Raw genomic sequence first — 17,114 nt, 5'->3', positions numbered from 1 at the left:
GGTTACTCCACAGTAACAGATTTAGCCAGATTTCTCGGCTGATCTACATTACACCCTCTTAATACCGCAATATGATACGATAACAACTGCAGCGGGATGGTCGCCAGCAATGGCAGGAACGCCTCGTTTGCATCAGGGATCTCTATGCAGTAATCTGCCATTTTCCTCACCTCCACATCACCTTCAGTGACGATGGCCAGAACAATACCCTTTCTTGCCTTTACTTCCTGGATATTGCTGATCACTTTTTCGTAAGAAGAATTTTTAGTCGCAATCACTACCACCGGCATTTCCTCATCGATCAGCGCAATCGGGCCATGTTTCATTTCCGCGGCAGGATATCCTTCCGCATGAATATAAGAAATCTCCTTTAGCTTCAAGGCACCCTCAAGGGCAACAGGAAAACCACTTCCCCTTCCCAGGAACAGGCAATTTCTTGAATCTTTAAACTTGAGGGCAATTTCTTTGATCAGATTGTCTGATTTCAGCGCAATTTCGATTTTTGCCGGAATATTATCCAGCTCGGCCAGCAATTCAGTCAGCCTGGACTGGCTCATGGTGCCTCTCTGCTGTGCAAGATGGAAAGCAATCAGGGTCAGTACGGTTACCTGTGCTGTAAAAGCTTTGGTTGAAGCCACACCAATTTCCGGCCCTGCATGTGTATAAGCGCCAGCATGGGTGATGCGTGGAATAGATGCACCAACTACATTACATACGCCAAAGATCGTTGCTCCCTTTTCTTTAGCCATCTCGATCGCCGCCATAGTGTCCGCAGTTTCGCCGGATTGTGAAATGGCAATGACCACATCTTTTTCAGTGATGATCGGGTTTCTATACCTGAATTCCGAAGCGTACTCTACCTCAACAGGAATTCGTGCATATTCTTCGATCAGGTATTCTCCGACCAGACCGGCATGCCAGGAAGTTCCGCAGGCAACTATAATGATCCTGTCAATGTTCTTTAGCTTGTCCGCATATTCATTTATCCCGCCAAGCTGAACTCTTCCCTCATTGGGGTAGATCCGTCCCCTCAGGCAGTCTCTTACAGACCGCGGCTGCTCATAGATCTCCTTCAACATGAAATGCTCATAACCGCCTTTTTCGAGCATTTCCAGTTTCAACTCCAGCTCGTGTATATACGGAGTCTGGACCACATTGTCCAAACGCTTGATCAATAACTCATTACGTTTTACAAAAGCAATTTCGTTGTCATTCAGGTAGATGACATTCTTAGTGTATTCCACGATGGGTGTAGCATCAGAAGCAATGAAGTATTCGCCCTGTCCCACGCCAATGACCATCGGACTTCCTTTTCTGGCGGCGATCAGCTGGTCCGGCTGCGCCGCATCCATCAAAACGATCGCATAGGCACCGCTTACTTCATGCAAAGCAAGTCTTACCGCCTCCAGCAGGTCTATTTGTTCATTTTTATAGATCTCTTCGATCAGATGGACCAATACCTCCGTATCGGTATCGCTTTTGAATTCATGCCCCCTGCTGATCAGCTCCTCCTTCAAGGTGGCATAATTCTCAATGATGCCATTGTGAATGATCGTAAGCTGACCATCGTTTGAAGTATGCGGATGTGAATTCCGATCGGAAGGAGCGCCGTGAGTGGCCCACCTGGTATGACCCATTCCTGCAGTACCGCTGAGGTTGCGCCCATCTGCAAAGTTCTCGAGTTCCTGGACTTTTCCGGCTTTCTTATAAATGTTCAAGCCTCCATCAGATGCTAGTGCTATACCGGCACTATCGTAACCACGATATTCCAGTCTTTTCAGCCCTTTAATAACTATAGGCCAGGCCTCTCTGTGGCCAATGTAACCAACTATTCCACACATATGCTCGTAAGGTTTTTAAAAAAAAATTCCCCGAAAATAACGATTCCCGGAGAATTTAATGAAATATGCTTTGTTAATAAATTAATTGGTCTTTGTATAATAGATGTTAAGCTTCAGTGGTTTGTCACCAGCGTCTGCGTCTTTTGTCGAAAGAACAGTTCTTGCGCCCGAACGAATAGAAGAATTGATGTCAAACTGTGTGAGTGAACTTGACCCGATAAAAGTGCCATAGTCCTGCGTAGTACCATCTATCAGTTCCTGGAGATAGGCTGTTAGCGTAAAAGTATAACGTTTATTCTTTTTGTCATAGAAACCGCCAAAAGCTGCCGGAGAACCCGCATATCTTGGATTACGTGAATTTCCCACACCTTCGATATTATCAGTGAGGTTTACACGCTGGCCGGCTATATCGAGCCTGTAAAGCGTCAGTCTTTCTGCCGGTATATAAGGCGCAACATCTGTTCCGCTGCTTACGTTCAGCACAAGTTCAGCCTTGTTGATCACAATCCTTGTATTGGGATTCCCGGCCTTAGTCTCATCCACGAATTTTTTAAGGTCCGTAAAGGAAATCTTATTTTTTAATCCACCGACACCCTGCAGATAAGTAACCTTGTAGGGGGTTGCCGGATTAGGAACGTCAATCTGCGTCTGAACTGGAGTTCCTGTATAATCATGTCTGACAGTTGCGGCCACAGGCCCTGACACCGGGGCTATAGGAAAGGATACAAATGCGGTATCTCTTTGTATCTGGGAGTTGGACTGAAATTTTTTATAATAGATTTCTATTTTCGGCCTTGTGGTTTCATCAGTTGACGAGAAATCAAAGAAAGCGATACCGCCTGTACCAGAGCTCTCCGCTTTGTCCACACTTATTTTCAAGCCTTTAAAAGCCGCGTTAAACTTTGAGAGTTTCGACTTTGTCGCCGAATCAAGATTGACAATGTGGTTTTGTATAAAAGTAGAATCCAGTGGGATCCTGAGCATAGGGACAGGAAGCAGCCTGCTTGTATCGGCCTTGCCTGGTACGATATCGGTGATGGAAGTCCTGGTGTTTGGTCTGAGCTTGCCTTTAATGGAACCGGCATATTCTGTTGCAGCCCATTCTTTATTGCTCAAAAACGATTTCTGGACAGAAAGGTCCTGATCCAGCTGCTCTACCTTAAATTTATATACAGAAGTTGCCGTATCCCCGTAAACACGGGTTATCTTTGATGAATCTACGGTGCTGGCATAAGGCAATACGAGTATTGCTGAATCTACAATCGCGCCATTTCCAAAGCTATAGTCTAAACTTGGAAGCGAAACCGTCATCACAATACTTGCTTCTGTACTTCCGAAAACCGGGTCAGCCTTTATAAATCCAAGCGGGTACACACCCAGACTGGTGGTGGTAGTTGCTTCCTCCCCAACTGTGACCGAACTCAGCGGAAGAACCTTCAGGTCCCCTGCTATCGCATAATCAGGATCCGGATCAATACCAACGGAGTTCGTGCTTTTGCACGCGGAAAAAAGAAAAAGACCTATTAACAGGGTCAATAAGTCTTGTTTTATAAATTTCATATTTAAATACCTGAGTTTATGCTATTGTAACCAATTCTTCATTCGAAATCTCTTCATATAAAGCATAGAAATTGTCGAAATTTTCGGTTAAATTAAAAGCTAAAGTTGGCTTATTGGAATCTTTAACAAATTTTAACACATCAGCATCAATCTTTTCATCGGCCAAAACCACTGCGTCCGAGTAGCTGACCGCTCCGATATGCAAGGCACTGCAGTTTGCTTTTTCAAACACTTTTGTGTCTTCCGCGGTCATGGCATTCATCACCGCTTTTTTGTACAGATCAGTGTTCAGGCTTTCAGAAAAACATTCCTCATATACTGAATAAACAACCTTTGAATTTTTAAACGTAGGGTCGTTCTTATAAGTAGTTTTGATATAGGCAGGAACAAGAGCAGTCATCCAGCCATGGCAATGTACGATGTCAGGAGACCAGCCTAATTTTTTAACGGTCTCAAGCGCTCCTTTACAAAAGAAAATGGTACGCTCATCATTGTCCGCATAAAATTTGTTCTCTTTATCTCTGAATACATACTTACGTTGGAAATAATCTTCGTTGTCCAGGAAATAGACCTGCATGCGTGCAGCTGGGATAGAAGCAACTTTGATGATCAGCGGGTTGTCGTTGTCATCGATGATGATGTTCATGCCCGACAGGCGTATCACTTCATGCAACCTGTTCCTTCTTTCATTGATATTCCCGAACCTTGGCATTAAGATGCGGATCTCAAATCCTTTATCCTGCATGGCCTGAGGTAACTGGCGGGTAATTTCAGAAATCTTTGTGAGTTCAAGGAAAGGCGACATCTCGTGTGTAACAATCAGTAGCTTCGTTTTTGCCATCTCCATATTCGTAAATAAAAATTTATGTTAAAGAAAAGATTATCAAGGGGCAAAGGTAAGCAAAATAATAACATTTATCAATATAATACGCAAGATGTTTTGTTGGGAATGGATAAATAACCAACTTTGCCCCCTAAAATTTTATAAGCAGGTTTGGAAGTTGTAAACACGATTACGGCGTTAAGGTCGTTGCTTGGCCCAATTAAATTGGCCAAACAGAAAATTGCTTTAGTGCCGACAATGGGTGCCCTGCACAAGGGTCACCTGTCGCTCATTGACCTTGCAAAACAGCAGGCAGATTTTGTGGTTTGTAGCATTTTTGTTAACCCCACCCAGTTTACCGATCCAAAAGACCTGGAAAAATACCCCCGTCCGCTCGAACACGACCTGGATATGCTCAGGACATCAGGATGCGATCTGGTCTTTATGCCCCCGGTGAAGGAGATGTATCCCAAACCGGAAAACTGGCACATAGACCTGGGCCCCGCAGAATTCCTGCTGGAAGGGGAATTTCGCAAAGGACATTACCAGGGAGTAACCCAGATCGTAAAGAAGCTGTTTGATGCAGTAACACCCGATCTTGCCTTTTTTGGTCAGAAAGACTTTCAGCAAGTCCTGATGATCCAAAAAATGGTGAACTATTTCAGCATGCCTGTCCGGATCATTACCTGTCCGATCATCAGAGAAGAAGACGGGCTGGCCATGAGTTCAAGAAATATCCATTTAAGTGCGGAAGACAGGCAGGATGCACTCGTTTTAAGTAAGGCCCTCTATTACGTAAGAGATCATTTTGCCAGCTTGAACATACCCGAACTGTTGCAGGAAGCCCGGGCAATGATACAATCCACCCCGGGTGTAGAACTCGATTACTTTACAATTGCTGACGGAGCAACCCTGATGCCGGTCCTTGACAAAGGAGAGTCCAATATCGTTGCGCTGGTGGCCGCCAGGGTAGGACAGACCAGGCTTATTGATAATATGATCCTCAGCTGAAGATCAGAAGACCATTTCATTCACAAAATTAACTAACTTTGCAGCATGATTATCGAGATATTAAAATCGAAGATCCACCGTGTTAAAGTAACACAGGCAGAACTGAATTATGTTGGCAGTATCACTATAGATGAAGATCTGATGGATGCGGCCCAGATCATCGCAAACGAAAAGGTACAGATCGTAAACAACAATAACGGCGAGCGTTTTGAAACCTATGTGATAAAAGGGGCACGGGGTTCGGGTACCATTTGTCTAAACGGCGCTACCGCACGTAAAGTCCAGGTTGGCGACATTCTGATCATCATGTCCTATGGCTCATTGCCGGTTGAGGAAGCCAAAAAATACCATCCTATACTCGTATTTCCTGATGACAACAACCACTTGCTGAAATAGGGAATCATGCTGCATAGAAAAAATACTATGGCAGCATAGTATTTCTGATTGAGAATTATATAAATTTGGCATAACTTATTATTTTATAATATTATTATGCTATTTCAATTAAGTGAAGAACAATCGATGATCCGCCAGGCCGCCCGTGATTTTGCACAGAGTGAGCTGAAACCCGGGGTCATTGAAAGAGATGAGCACCAAAAATTTCCTGCCGAACAGGTAAAGAAACTGGGGGAGCTCGGCTTTCTGGGAATGATGGTATCAGAAAAGTACAATGGCAGTGGCATGGATGCCATTTCTTATGTGCTGGTCATGGAGGAGCTGTCCAAAATAGACGCCTCAGCCTCAGTGGTGGTATCGGTCAACAACTCATTAGTATGCTTTGGCCTGGAAGCCTACGGCTCCGAATTTCAAAAAGAGAAATATTTAAAGCCTTTGGCAGCTGGTGAAAAGATCGGCGCATTTTGTCTTTCTGAACCAGAGGCCGGATCAGATGCGACCTCACAACAAACCACCGCTGAAGACAAAGGAGACCATTACCTGTTAAATGGCACTAAAAACTGGATCACCAACGGCGGTACAGCATCCACCTATTTGGTCATAGCGCAGACAGACAAGTCTTTGAGGCATAAAGGGATCAATGCCTTTATCGTGGAAAAGGGCATGGAAGGCTTCAGCATTGGCCCTAAGGAAAATAAAATGGGCATCAGGGGTTCGGATACACACTCACTGATGTTCAACGATGTTAAAGTGCCAAAGGAAAACAGGATCGGTGAAGAGGGCTTTGGATTTAAGTTTGCCATGAAAACGCTGGAAGGCGGCCGCATAGGCATAGCTGCTCAGGCACTAGGCATAGCTGCAGGTGCCTACGAGCTTGCGCTGGCTTATGCCAAAGAACGTAAATCTTTTGGCAAGCCAATAGCGGAGCACCAGGCAATAGCCTTTAAACTGGCAGACATGGCCACACAGATTGAGGCCGCACGCCTGCTGGTTTACAAAGCCGCATGGCTCAAGGATCAGGGCCTTCCCTATACGCTGGCCGGCTCAATGGCCAAGCTCTATGCTTCTAAAGTCGCTATGGATGTAACCATAGAGGCAGTTCAGATCCATGGAGGCTATGGTTTTGTAAAAGAATACCACGTAGAACGTTTGATGCGTGATGCCAAGATCACCCAAATCTATGAAGGGACCTCTGAAATTCAAAAATTAGTGATTTCCAGGGAGATCATCAGGTAATACCTCATTAAATCATCAGGAAATATACAATTATAGGAAAGCGGATGTCCCGGAAACGGGACATCCGCTTTTGTTTCAGGGCCTTGCCCGGCTTCTTGGATTTTGTCGTACCTAATGCTTAATTTAGTTTTCATGATTGAGCGCAACCTGACCATTTTCATCCTTATCTTCTTTCCGTTGTTTTTTACCGGCTGTTCTTCTGATGAGCAGAAGACGCTCAGCATCGATTTTTCGCCCGATAGTACAGCGGTTGTATTCAGGGGTATTGATCAGGCGGGCCTGACCCAGCTTAAAAATGCACGATATCCGGACTCAGTACTCAACGAATTGATCTCTGTTTTGCAAACGCCTTCTGAAAGAGATACCAGTTTGAAAGAAATGCCTGTCCAGGGCCACCTAAAACTAACCGACAGTACCATTGTTTTCTATCCGGATACTTCATTTGTAAGGGGTCGTGATTATTTAGTGATCACGCACCTCAACACCAGTTTTGTTGATACCAAACGAATCCTGACAAACAGCGTAAGCATAAAATTAAAGCCTGTGCAAAAGTTGCTTTCAAAGTAAGACAAGGGTAAGACACTGTTGTATAATAGCCCACCTATAGTCCACGTATAGTCCACCTATAGTCCACGTTTTGCCTGAAAAATATGGATTCTTTGTTAAGTTTCTATATATTTAATGTGAGCTATTATGCTGCCTTTTGGAAAGTTGTCCAAAGGCTGGATAGAATTAACGATTAATCAGGGAGCCGGACCAGAATTCCAGCTGACTATTAAAGGGATTATTATCGCATTTTTAATTTTTAAAAATAATTCCTATCTTTGCAAGATTAATGGAATAAGGAGGGGGCAGGTGTCCCCTCTTTTCTATTATTGGCTAATTGGTTATGCAGGTAGAAAAAAGAGTAAAAGAACTGGTTGAAGAGAAAATCGCAGACAGACCTGAGCTGTTTTTGGTTGATATAAAGATGCTGCCAAACAACAAGCTCATTATTCATGTTGACGGTGATGAGGGAATCAATATTCAGGATTGTGCCGCCATCAGCAGACATGTAGGCTTTCATCTGGAAGAAGAAAATGTGCTGGAAAAAGCGTATAACCTGGAAGTGTCGTCACCGGGGATCGGGGAACCGCTCAAGCTGAAAAGGCAGTATGATAAAAATATTGGACGGGAAGTAAGCGTTAAGGTCGAAGGCGGGGAGGTGAAAGAAGGTAAATTGCTGAATGTAACCGAAAGTGGCATCACAATAGAAGCTAAAGTAAAAGAAAAAGGTAAAAAGGCGGAATTGGTTGAAGCCAATATCGACTTCAATAATATAACAGAAACAAAGGTTTTAATTTCATTTAAATAAAAAAATGAGCAATATTAATTTAATCGATTCATTTCAGGAGTTTAAAGACTTCAAGAACATCGACCGCCCTACAGTGATTAGTGTGCTGGAAGAGGTATTTCGCAGTATGCTGCGGAAAAAATACGGAACTGACGAGAATTGTGACGTGATCGTGAATCCGGATAACGGGGATTTGGAGATCTGGAGGACCAGGAAAGTGATGGAGGACGGATTTTCTGAGGATGATGATCTGGAAATTGAGCTTGCCGAAGTGAAACAGCTGGATCCGGATATGGAAGTCGGTGACGATTACATTGAGCAAATCACTTTGGAAAGTTTCGGAAGAAGGGCTATTTTAGCTGCCCGCCAGACACTGGTGTCTAAAGTTCTGGAACTTGAAAAAGATGAGATCTTTAAAAAATACAAAGACAGGGTTGGTGAGATTGTGACCGGTGAGGTTTACCAGGTTTGGAAAAAAGAAACTTTGGTGCTGGATGATGAAGGTAATGAGCTGATGATGCCTAAAACTGAACAGATCCCAGCCGATTATTTCAAAAAAGGCGATACTGTCCGTGCGGTGATTTTGAAAGTAGATATGGTAAATGCTACTCCAAAGATCATCATTTCAAGGATTGCCCCTGAATTTCTGCAACGTTTGTTTGAAATTGAGGTTCCTGAGATTTTTGATGGACTCATCACGATCAAGAAAATTGTTCGTGAACCGGGAGAAAGGGCTAAAGTTGCTGTTGAATCTTATGATGACAGGATTGATCCTGTAGGTGCCTGTGTGGGTATGAAAGGTTCACGTATCCATGGTATTGTGAGAGAACTTAAAAATGAGAATATTGACGTAATTAACTTTACCAATAACATCTCGCTATATATTACAAGGGCTTTGAGCCCTGCAAAGATCACTTCCATTAAACTGGATGATGAGACCAAGCATGCTTCGGTTTATTTAAAACCGGACCAGGTCTCTCTGGCGATAGGACGTGGCGGACACAACATCAAACTTGCAGGTAAACTGACCGGATATGAGATTGATGTATACCGTGAAGCCGGAGAGGAAGATGAGGATGTGGATATCGAGGAATTCTCGGATGAAATCGATAGCTGGATCATCGATGAACTGAAAGCTATCGGTTGTGATACCGCTAAGAGTGTGCTTGCCCTTTCGGTAGATGAGCTGGTAAAACGTACAGATCTGGAAGAAGAGACCATCAAGGAAGTGATGAGCATTTTAAAATCAGAATTTGAATAATGCGTTGTCTGATTTATTTGAGCAAAATATGCAGTAATTAAAAACTAATGCCCGACGCATGAAATAAATAAGAATAAACGTTACTTTTGTATAAGAATTAAAGAAAAAAGAGGATATCAATGTCAGACGACAAACCAATAATTTTATTTAAAGCAGTTAAGGAACTTAACGTAGGGATTGCTACGGCCGTTGAGTTCCTGGAGAAGAAAGGCTTTTCTGTTGAGAATAAACCCACTACAAAGCTCTCGCGTGACATGTATAATGCATTGTTAAAAGAGTTTCAGGGCGATAAGATCGTAAAAGAAGAAGCCAATCAGATTGTTATTGGTAAAATCCGTCGTGATGAGCCTGAAGTGACTGAAAAAGTCGCTGAGGCACCTAGAAAAAATGTTGAATTTGAAAATGAGGGAATTTTAATTAAAAACCTTCATACTTATACGCCTCCGGTTGAAAAACCAAAAGAAGAAATTCCTGCAAAACCTGCAATTCCTGTCCAGCCTGAAAAGACTGAAGATAAAGCAGAAGAAGGCGCGCTGCCAGGTGTAAAAATAATCGGTAAGATCAACCTTGATGATCTGAATTCTAAAACAAGGCCTGTAAAAAGGGAGGAAGCTCCTGCGGCTCCGGCAGAACCTAAAGCTCCTGTTGCCGAAGAGGCACCAAAAGAGGTAGAAAAACCGGTGGCTGAACCACAGCCTGCAGCAACTGAGGCGAAAGCCGAAGCACCTAAAGCTGTTGAAGAAGCGAAGCCTGCGGAAGCCGTTAAACCGGTTGAAGCGGCAAAACCAATTGAAACTGCTCCTGTTGCTAAAACAGAGCCGGTAGCTGCACCAGAGCCTAAAGCACCTGTGAAGGCTGATGATAACGAGGTGATCAAGGCCCGTTCGGTAAAATTATCCGGACCAAACATTATTGGCAAGATCACACTGCCTGTTACACCCGATCGCAAATCGCAGCCGGTGGCTTCATCTGCCGACAGTGCGGATGCAAAAAGAAAACGTAAACGCAAAAAGACTCCGGGAGGACAACCAGGTCAGGGCCAGCAAAGCCCTGGTGGTTTTCAGCAAGGCGGACAGGCAGGACAAGGCACACAGCCTGGTCAGCAGAGGCCTGCGGCCCCGGTTGGAAACAGACCGGACTTCAGGAACAATACAAACAATACAGCCAACAGGCCTAATTTCAGGAACAGTAAACCGGGTGCGCCGGCAGGAGGACCTAAGGAAGAGCCTACGGAAAAAGAAATACAGGATCAGATCAAAGCAACACTTGCCCGTCTAAGCGGTGCCGGTAAATCCGGTAAGTTTGCCCAGCGGGCAAAATTACGCCGTCAGAAGCGAGATGATGTTGCCCTTTCTGCTGATGAAGCGGCAATGGAGCAGGAACTGCAATCCAAAGTTTTAAGGGTTACTGAATTTGTTACGGCAAATGAACTGGCATCCATGATGGATGAACCGGTTACAAAGATCATCGCTACTTGTATGAGTTTGGGGATGTTTGTATCCATCAACCAGCGTTTGGATGCGGAAACATTAACCATTGTTGCTGATGAATTCGGTTACGAAATCCAATTCGTTAAACCGGACGATGAAAGCGATGTAATCATTGAAGAAGAGGATTCAGAAGAAGACTTGCTGCCAAGAGCTCCGGTAGTGACCATTATGGGCCACGTCGATCACGGTAAGACCTCATTGCTGGATTACATCCGGAAAGCAAATGTGGTAGCAGGTGAGGCCGGTGGTATCACCCAGCACATTGGTGCCTACATGGTAACTACGCCAACTGGTAAAAAAGTTACTTTCCTGGATACTCCGGGTCACGAAGCCTTTACGGCCATGCGTGCTCGTGGTGCCAAAGTAGCAGATATTGCGATCATTGTGATTGCAGCGGATGATGCAGTAATGCCTCAGACGAAAGAGGCGATCAATCACGCACAGGCTGCGGGTGTGCCTTTGGTATTCGCATTTACAAAGATTGATAAGCCTGGAGCAAATTCAGATAAGATCCGTGAACAGCTTTCTATCATGAATATCCTGGTAGAGGATTGGGGCGGTAAATTCCAGTCTCAGGAAATATCTGGTAAGAGTGGTCTGAACGTAGACTTGCTTTTGGAAAAGGTATTGCTGGAAGCAGAATTACTGGAACTCACCGCAAATCCTAATAAGCGTGCGACAGGTAGTGTAATTGAAGCGACTCTTGATAAGGGACGTGGTATCGTGACTACTGTTCTTGTTCAGGCAGGTACGCTGAAAATCGGTGATCCTATTTTAGCCGGAAGTTATAGCGGACGTGTAAAAGCACTGTTTAACGAACGCGGACAAAAAGTAGATAAAGCGGGCCCGTCCGTACCGGTACAGGTACTGGGTATGCAGGGCGCACCTACTGCCGGCGATAAGTTTAATGCAATGGAGAGTGAGACTGAGGCAAGGGAGATTGCGAACAAGCGTCTGCAGCTGATGCGTGAGCAGGGGCTTCGTACTCAGAAACACATTACACTGGATGAGATCGGCCGTCGTTTGGCTATCGGTAACTTTAAGGAGCTCAACCTGATCATCAAAGGTGACGTGGATGGTTCTATCGAAGCCCTGTCAGATTCATTGCTGAAACTTTCTACTGAAGAGATCCAGATCAATGTGATCAGTAAGGCTGTGGGACAGATCTCCGAATCAGATGTATTGCTGGCTTCAGCATCGGATGCGATCATTGTCGGTTTCCAGGTGCGCCCTTCGCCGGGAGCCCGTAAGCTGGCTGAGGCTGAACAAATCGATATCCGCCTGTATTCGATCATCTACGATGCGATCAATGAGATCAAAGCGGCGATGGAAGGTATGCTTGCCCCTGAATTTGAAGAGAAGATTACTGCCAATGTGGAGATCCGTGAAACATTCAAGATCACTAAGGTGGGTACTATTGCCGGCTGTATGGTGCTGGATGGAACGATCACCCGTAACAGTAAGATCCGTATTGTAAGAGACGGGGTGGTGATTTATACCGGTGAGCTGGCCTCACTGAAACGTTATAAAGATGATGTGAAAGAGGTAACAAGAGGGTACGAATGCGGACTGAACATCCAGAACTTTAATAATATTGAAGTAGGAGATATTGTTGAGGCTTATGAGCAAGTAGAGGTTAAACGTAAGTTGTAATCAATACTATAATATTAAATGAAAGGCTGTCTGATTGTAAAATCAGACAGCCTTTTTGTTGGATTCTGTGAGATGAAACTATTCTTAAAAGGAGTCTTTACTGTGCATTCCCAGTCAATTGCATTGGCTACGGCTTGTGCCAGTTTTTTATCTGTGCCAGGACTTTCAGCGCTGTGTCTGATCTGTTGAAGATTATAAACAGAATTACTGATTTGGATTGATAAATGCTCACAAGATCATTGATTTTTAAGTTCTTCGCTAAGTAAAAGATCTAATGTCTGATAAATATTTAGATCGTACTTCCAGCCTAAGGTTGATTTGGCTTTGGTATTGTCCCCAAACATATCTAATATTTCGGCAGGCCTGTAAAGGCTGTTGTCTATTTGACACAGATCGTGAGGGATGTCCAGCTTGTCGAAAATATAATAAATGATCTCCCGTAAGCTTATTGTCTGGCCTGAACAGATTAAATAATCAGATGGATCCCGCTGTTGCAGCATTAGATACATGGCTTCAACATATTTGGGAGCATATCCAAAATCACGTTTAATATCTATGTTACCTACCTTAAGTACATCAAGCTGGTTTCTGTGTATTTTAATGCTATCCTGTATGATCTTTTTTACAAAGAAAGTATTCTGTCTGAGATAGGATTCATGATTGAAGAGGACTCCACAACTGATGTGCAGGCCGTAGCTTTCCCGATAATGGATGCAGGTAAAATGAGCCGCTACTTTTGATATCGCATAGGGACTAAGTGGGTGCAGGATACTCATTTCAGTAATGGGCAGATTGTTGACTCTTCCGTACATTTCACTACTGCTTGCCTGATAGAAACGGATAGCCTTGTCGACCAATTTTATCGCTTCTAAGAGGTTAAAGACACTGATTGTATTGAACTGGAAAGTACCTATTGGCTGTTGAAAAGATAGAGATACGGAACTTTGTGCTGCCAGATTATAGACCTCTGATGGCTCAACTTGCTGTAAGATCTTTATAATCTGGGAAATATCAAGCAAATCGCAGGCAACCAACTTTATCTTTTCTTTGATGCCCAAATAGGAAAGCCCCCTTAGGTTGTCTGTCTGATACCCTCTTGTAAGGCCAATGACATTGTAATCTTTCTCCAATAATATTTGAGCGAGGTAGGCACCATCCTGGCCTGTTATTCCCGTTATCAATGCGGTCTTTTGTATCATATTGACTTCTTATAGATGCTGAGGCAGGCCTCTGCAGTTTTTTGCCAGTTGAATTTATCAGCTTGTATTAGCCCTTTCTTTTTGTGTTCTGTTCTCAGGTCGTTGTTTCATTTGAGGTACAGGGTATATATCTCAATTCTGTCGTGAAAGTTACACATATGCATGGTACTGCTACAACTTTTATAGCAGATTTCCTACTGGAAATTATTAAAGAAGGCCCAATTGTGAGCTAATAAGACAAAAGTTGGATACCTGATCTCATATGATTATGAATTTGTTAAAACTTTCTACCGAAGAGATCCAGATCAATGTAATCAGCAAGGCTGTCGGACAGATCTCCGGATCAGATATTGCTGGCTTCAGCATCGGATGCGATCATTGTCGGTTTCCAGGTGCGCCCTTCGCCGGGAGCGCGTAAGCTGGCTGAGGCTGAACAAATCGATATCCGTTGGTACTCGATCATCTATGATGCGATCAACGAGATCAAAGCGGCGATGGAAGGTATACTTGCCCCTGAATTTGAAGAGAAGATCACTGCCAATGTGGAGATCAGAGAAACATTCAAGATCACTAAGATGGGTACTATTGCCGGCTGTATGGAACGTTATGAGGGACTACTTCGTAAACCAGAAACAGCCACAACCGTAAAATTGGGTGGCCAGTAATTCCTCGCTGGGATTAATGATTAGTCCTCCATCTTTTTCATTTTCCGGAATAAGCGCAAACTCTTTTAGTTCGAGGTCCGCAAAAAGATCCAAAACCTGGTTCTTTGTATAAATTCTGTGTGCATTAAAGCAGATAATACCTTGTGCCCCAAGAGGGACTACAAATAATAAATTTCCGTTTGGCGCCAGTACCCTTTTTAATTCATCAATGGCCTTGATATCGCCATCGTAATCCATTGGATCGCCGTATCTTCCAAGACCAACGTGTTCAACTGTGTGCATGCAGGATAATGATTCTACGGAGCCGGGTGCGAAAGGTAAACTCATGAGGTCGCCGGCCAGGGAGTTGAAGTTGTCCAGGTGCAGATTCGCCGGTCTGTAGTCGTAAAAATCCACAGGAATGAAGGCAGACAAAATGGAACAAAAATGCAAGGTAGAGGAGATGTCAATGTGTTTAGCCGGATTGGTCATTTTTAAGATCCTCGCTGCCCAGGCCGGATGATAGATATAGTGCCTGTCAAATCCTGTTTCTGCGGTGTTGTCATTTAGACAAGGATAAAAATCGCGCTCTACCAGTGCAAAGCGCTTTTTTGTCTCCTTTTCGAGTTCCCGCAGCTGGACATATTGATCCTGAAACAGCGATTTTTTTTTGGAGCTTCTCTTAAATATTTTTAGCATAATTATATATTTTTCGTTTGTATATTTAATGAAGGGATTAGAAGCTGATCCAGTTTTGAGGAAACGACATAATTACATTCCGATCAGGGTCATTTATCCATTTTTTGGGACCGATGACAATCTTGGTTGGGTTCGGGTTGAGCCAGGCTGCCCACCAGCTGAAGCTGCTGTTCGCAATGACATTATGCTTGCAGGCACTCATTAGTTGCATGTCAATATAGCTAGACGACCCTTTATTCCAGGAAATAAAGGTACAATCATCAAGGTGTAAATTTTCTGTACACCAGGGGATGTCATCAGAGAAAATAAAGAAACTGAGAGACGCTGAATTGGATTGGATGTAACTGATCGCTTGTTTATAATACTCAGGCCCACATAATCCCCCAAGGAACGGGTCTTTGAGATAGTCTCCTCTTCTGATGTGAAGGGAAACGCTATTTTTGAGATTGATCTGTTCCAAAATTTGCTGATTTTCATTAGATAGAGGGAGTTTAAACTGAAAATCGTTTTTTATTTGGTTGGCAATATCTTTAAAATAATCAAAATTTTGCCAATAGCCCCAATAATATGCTGTTCTTTGGTTATTCAGGATAGATGTGTCGAACGAAAAGAGGGTTTTTTCTTCGATGTAAGTATTCTTGAGACTAAGCAATCTTCTAAGTTTCCTGTAAGTCCATTTTCTACTGTAATATAAGTTACTTGTAAATGAGGAGACCTTGTTTATTTTTAGATCAAAGATATGCTCCAGCTCAAAACCATTGTGTAATGGGTAGTCTTTATAACCTTGTAAATCGGCCTTAACATTAGGGAATCTGTTTTGCAAAGCTTTATACAAAGTATATTGAAACATTTGATTGCCTAAACCACCTAGAAACCTGACAATTTTCATTGAACTGATTTTTAAATATTTTTGTTTGCGGATATTGTTTGGAAAGATTAGCGGACATTTATTTAGATAATTGACCGAATCCTCTGATTGAAAGTTTAAATGCTTTTCTAAGCTGGCGAAAACTTACATAGGACCATTTAAAAATATCCCTATTCAATAATAACGAAAGCGCATTCATTTTAGCTTTTTTTTCGTAAATAATCTCAAACCAGCGGTTGAATAACATTTTTTCAAAGGGTATTTGAGGATATTTTTTCAAAGATCTGTTTGCCGCCTTTAATTTAGTGAAAAAAGATAAATAGTCAGCGAAATTAACAGCACCGTAATCCCATTCTAATAAACTGAAAAAAGTGTCGGTTAATTTTTTGTTCGCCGTTATTTGAAGTTTAGTTAGTTGCTTCTCTTTGATTGAACGAACTTTTGTACGGCTGAGTTCGGAACGTAATATGGAAATATTCATACCATGAATCCTGTATTTTACCAGGACAGAATCTAAATTTGCTACAGGATACTTATCTGAAATCCGTATAAATAGCTCATAATCCTCAGCTAAAGCATACTCGTTATAGCCGTTTAATTCTTTTAAAACTGCAGTTTTATACATCACTGTTGAATTGATAAATGTATTGTTAAAAAGCAGTGTCATTTTTATCAGGTCTGGGCCGATAGGAACAGTAAAGCGGTTGTCAGGGACCGGGTTGCCTGCTTCATCGATAACAGTACCATGTCCGCCACATAATGCGAAAGCCGGATGTTCCTGAAAGAAGTTATACTGAGTTTCCAGGCGATTATGGATAGCAACATCATCACTATCCAAAATGGCAATATACTCAGCCCTGGCCTCGTTTACGCCGACATTTCTGGTGTATGGTATGCCCCGGTTTTTATCATTATGAAGTAACCTGATCCTAGAATCTTTGAAATTATTTATAATGTCAACTGTTTCGTCTGTGGAACCGTCATTCACAATCAATAATTCAAAGTCTTCAAAAGTTTGATCTAAAATACTTTGAATAGCCTCATTGATATGATTTGCTGCATTGTAGGCAGCCATAAAAACTGTTATTTTTGGGTTCATG

14 protein-coding genes and 1 pseudogene are annotated in these 17,114 nt (G+C 43.0%); 8 read left to right on the top strand and 7 right to left on the bottom strand.

What is annotated here, in order from left to right:
- Positions 1-2 precede the first annotated feature (2 nt).
- The 3 genes from glmS to QEP08_RS16525 all read right to left on the bottom strand — a co-directional run bounded on the left by glmS (position 3) and on the right by QEP08_RS16525 (position 4,242).
- Positions 3-1,841, bottom strand: a complete 1,839-nt coding sequence (glmS, locus tag QEP08_RS16535) for a glutamine--fructose-6-phosphate transaminase (isomerizing) (RefSeq protein ID WP_285059688.1) — start codon at positions 1,839-1,841, stop codon at positions 3-5.
- Between the two features lie 81 nt (positions 1,842-1,922).
- Positions 1,923-3,401 (bottom strand): DUF4270 domain-containing protein, encoded by a 1,479-nt coding sequence (locus tag QEP08_RS16530; RefSeq protein ID WP_285059687.1) that lies wholly within the window; start codon positions 3,399-3,401, stop codon positions 1,923-1,925.
- A 16-nt stretch (positions 3,402-3,417) separates the two neighbouring features.
- Positions 3,418-4,242 carry a glycogen/starch synthase gene (locus QEP08_RS16525; RefSeq protein WP_285059686.1) on the bottom strand — a complete coding sequence of 275 codons (825 nt, stop codon included), beginning with the start codon at positions 4,240-4,242 and terminating at the stop codon, positions 3,418-3,420.
- 153 nt (positions 4,243-4,395) lie between these two features.
- Here QEP08_RS16525 and panC point away from each other — a divergent pair, with 153 nt between their 5' ends.
- The 7 genes from panC to infB all read left to right on the top strand — a co-directional run bounded on the left by panC (position 4,396) and on the right by infB (position 12,604).
- The gene (gene panC / locus QEP08_RS16520) at positions 4,396-5,235 is read left to right on the top strand and encodes a pantoate--beta-alanine ligase (RefSeq protein ID WP_285059685.1); all 840 of its coding nucleotides are present in this window, start codon (positions 4,396-4,398) and stop codon (positions 5,233-5,235) included.
- Positions 5,236-5,280: 45 nt separating this feature from the next.
- Positions 5,281-5,631, top strand: a complete 351-nt coding sequence (gene panD, locus QEP08_RS16515) for an aspartate 1-decarboxylase (protein ID WP_285059684.1) — start codon at positions 5,281-5,283, stop codon at positions 5,629-5,631.
- A 96-nt stretch (positions 5,632-5,727) separates the two neighbouring features.
- Positions 5,728-6,867 carry an acyl-CoA dehydrogenase gene (locus QEP08_RS16510; RefSeq protein ID WP_285059683.1) on the top strand — a complete coding sequence of 380 codons (1,140 nt, stop codon included), beginning with the start codon at positions 5,728-5,730 and terminating at the stop codon, positions 6,865-6,867.
- Positions 6,868-6,999: 132 nt separating this feature from the next.
- Complete coding sequence (locus QEP08_RS16505; RefSeq protein ID WP_285059682.1) at positions 7,000-7,434, top strand: hypothetical protein; 435 nt, start codon at positions 7,000-7,002, stop codon at positions 7,432-7,434.
- Between the two features lie 322 nt (positions 7,435-7,756).
- On the top strand, positions 7,757-8,221 hold the full coding sequence (gene rimP / locus QEP08_RS16500; protein WP_285059681.1) for a ribosome assembly cofactor RimP: 465 nt from the start codon (positions 7,757-7,759) through the stop codon (positions 8,219-8,221).
- A gap of 4 nt (positions 8,222-8,225) precedes the next feature.
- Positions 8,226-9,461 carry a transcription termination factor NusA gene (nusA, locus tag QEP08_RS16495; RefSeq protein WP_012780319.1) on the top strand — a complete coding sequence of 412 codons (1,236 nt, stop codon included), beginning with the start codon at positions 8,226-8,228 and terminating at the stop codon, positions 9,459-9,461.
- Between the two features lie 119 nt (positions 9,462-9,580).
- Complete coding sequence (gene infB, locus QEP08_RS16490) at positions 9,581-12,604, top strand: translation initiation factor IF-2 (protein WP_285059679.1); 3,024 nt, start codon at positions 9,581-9,583, stop codon at positions 12,602-12,604.
- 236 nt (positions 12,605-12,840) lie between these two features.
- On the opposite strand, the gene QEP08_RS16485 is transcribed toward infB, so the two are convergent.
- Complete coding sequence (locus tag QEP08_RS16485; RefSeq protein WP_285059678.1) at positions 12,841-13,803, bottom strand: GDP-mannose 4,6-dehydratase; 963 nt, start codon at positions 13,801-13,803, stop codon at positions 12,841-12,843.
- Positions 13,804-14,074: 271 nt separating this feature from the next.
- On the opposite strand from QEP08_RS16485, the pseudogene QEP08_RS16480 reads away from it, so the two are divergent.
- A pseudogene (locus QEP08_RS16480) lies at positions 14,075-14,402 on the top strand (translation initiation factor IF-2); the annotation flags it as partial.
- Positions 14,403-14,417: 15 nt separating this feature from the next.
- Here the strand turns inward: QEP08_RS16480 and QEP08_RS16475 are convergent.
- The 3 genes from QEP08_RS16475 to QEP08_RS16465 are packed head-to-tail and all read right to left on the bottom strand — an operon-like array spanning position 14,418 to position 17,113.
- On the bottom strand, positions 14,418-15,146 hold the full coding sequence (locus QEP08_RS16475; protein ID WP_285059677.1) for a DUF268 domain-containing protein: 729 nt from the start codon (positions 15,144-15,146) through the stop codon (positions 14,418-14,420).
- A gap of 37 nt (positions 15,147-15,183) precedes the next feature.
- The gene (locus tag QEP08_RS16470; RefSeq protein WP_285059878.1) at positions 15,184-16,068 is read right to left on the bottom strand and encodes an alpha-1,2-fucosyltransferase; all 885 of its coding nucleotides are present in this window, start codon (positions 16,066-16,068) and stop codon (positions 15,184-15,186) included.
- A 25-nt stretch (positions 16,069-16,093) separates the two neighbouring features.
- Positions 16,094-17,113, bottom strand: coding sequence for a glycosyltransferase family 2 protein (locus QEP08_RS16465; protein WP_285059676.1), 1,020 nt, complete (start codon positions 17,111-17,113; stop codon positions 16,094-16,096).
- Position 17,114: the final 1 nt, after the last annotated feature.

Source organism: Pedobacter ginsengisoli, from assembly GCF_030244015.1.
Classification (GTDB): Bacteria; Bacteroidota; Bacteroidia; order Sphingobacteriales; family Sphingobacteriaceae; genus Pedobacter; species Pedobacter ginsengisoli.
The sequence above is the reverse complement of the archived record's forward strand: the minus strand, read 5'-3'. Positions and strand labels throughout refer to the sequence as shown.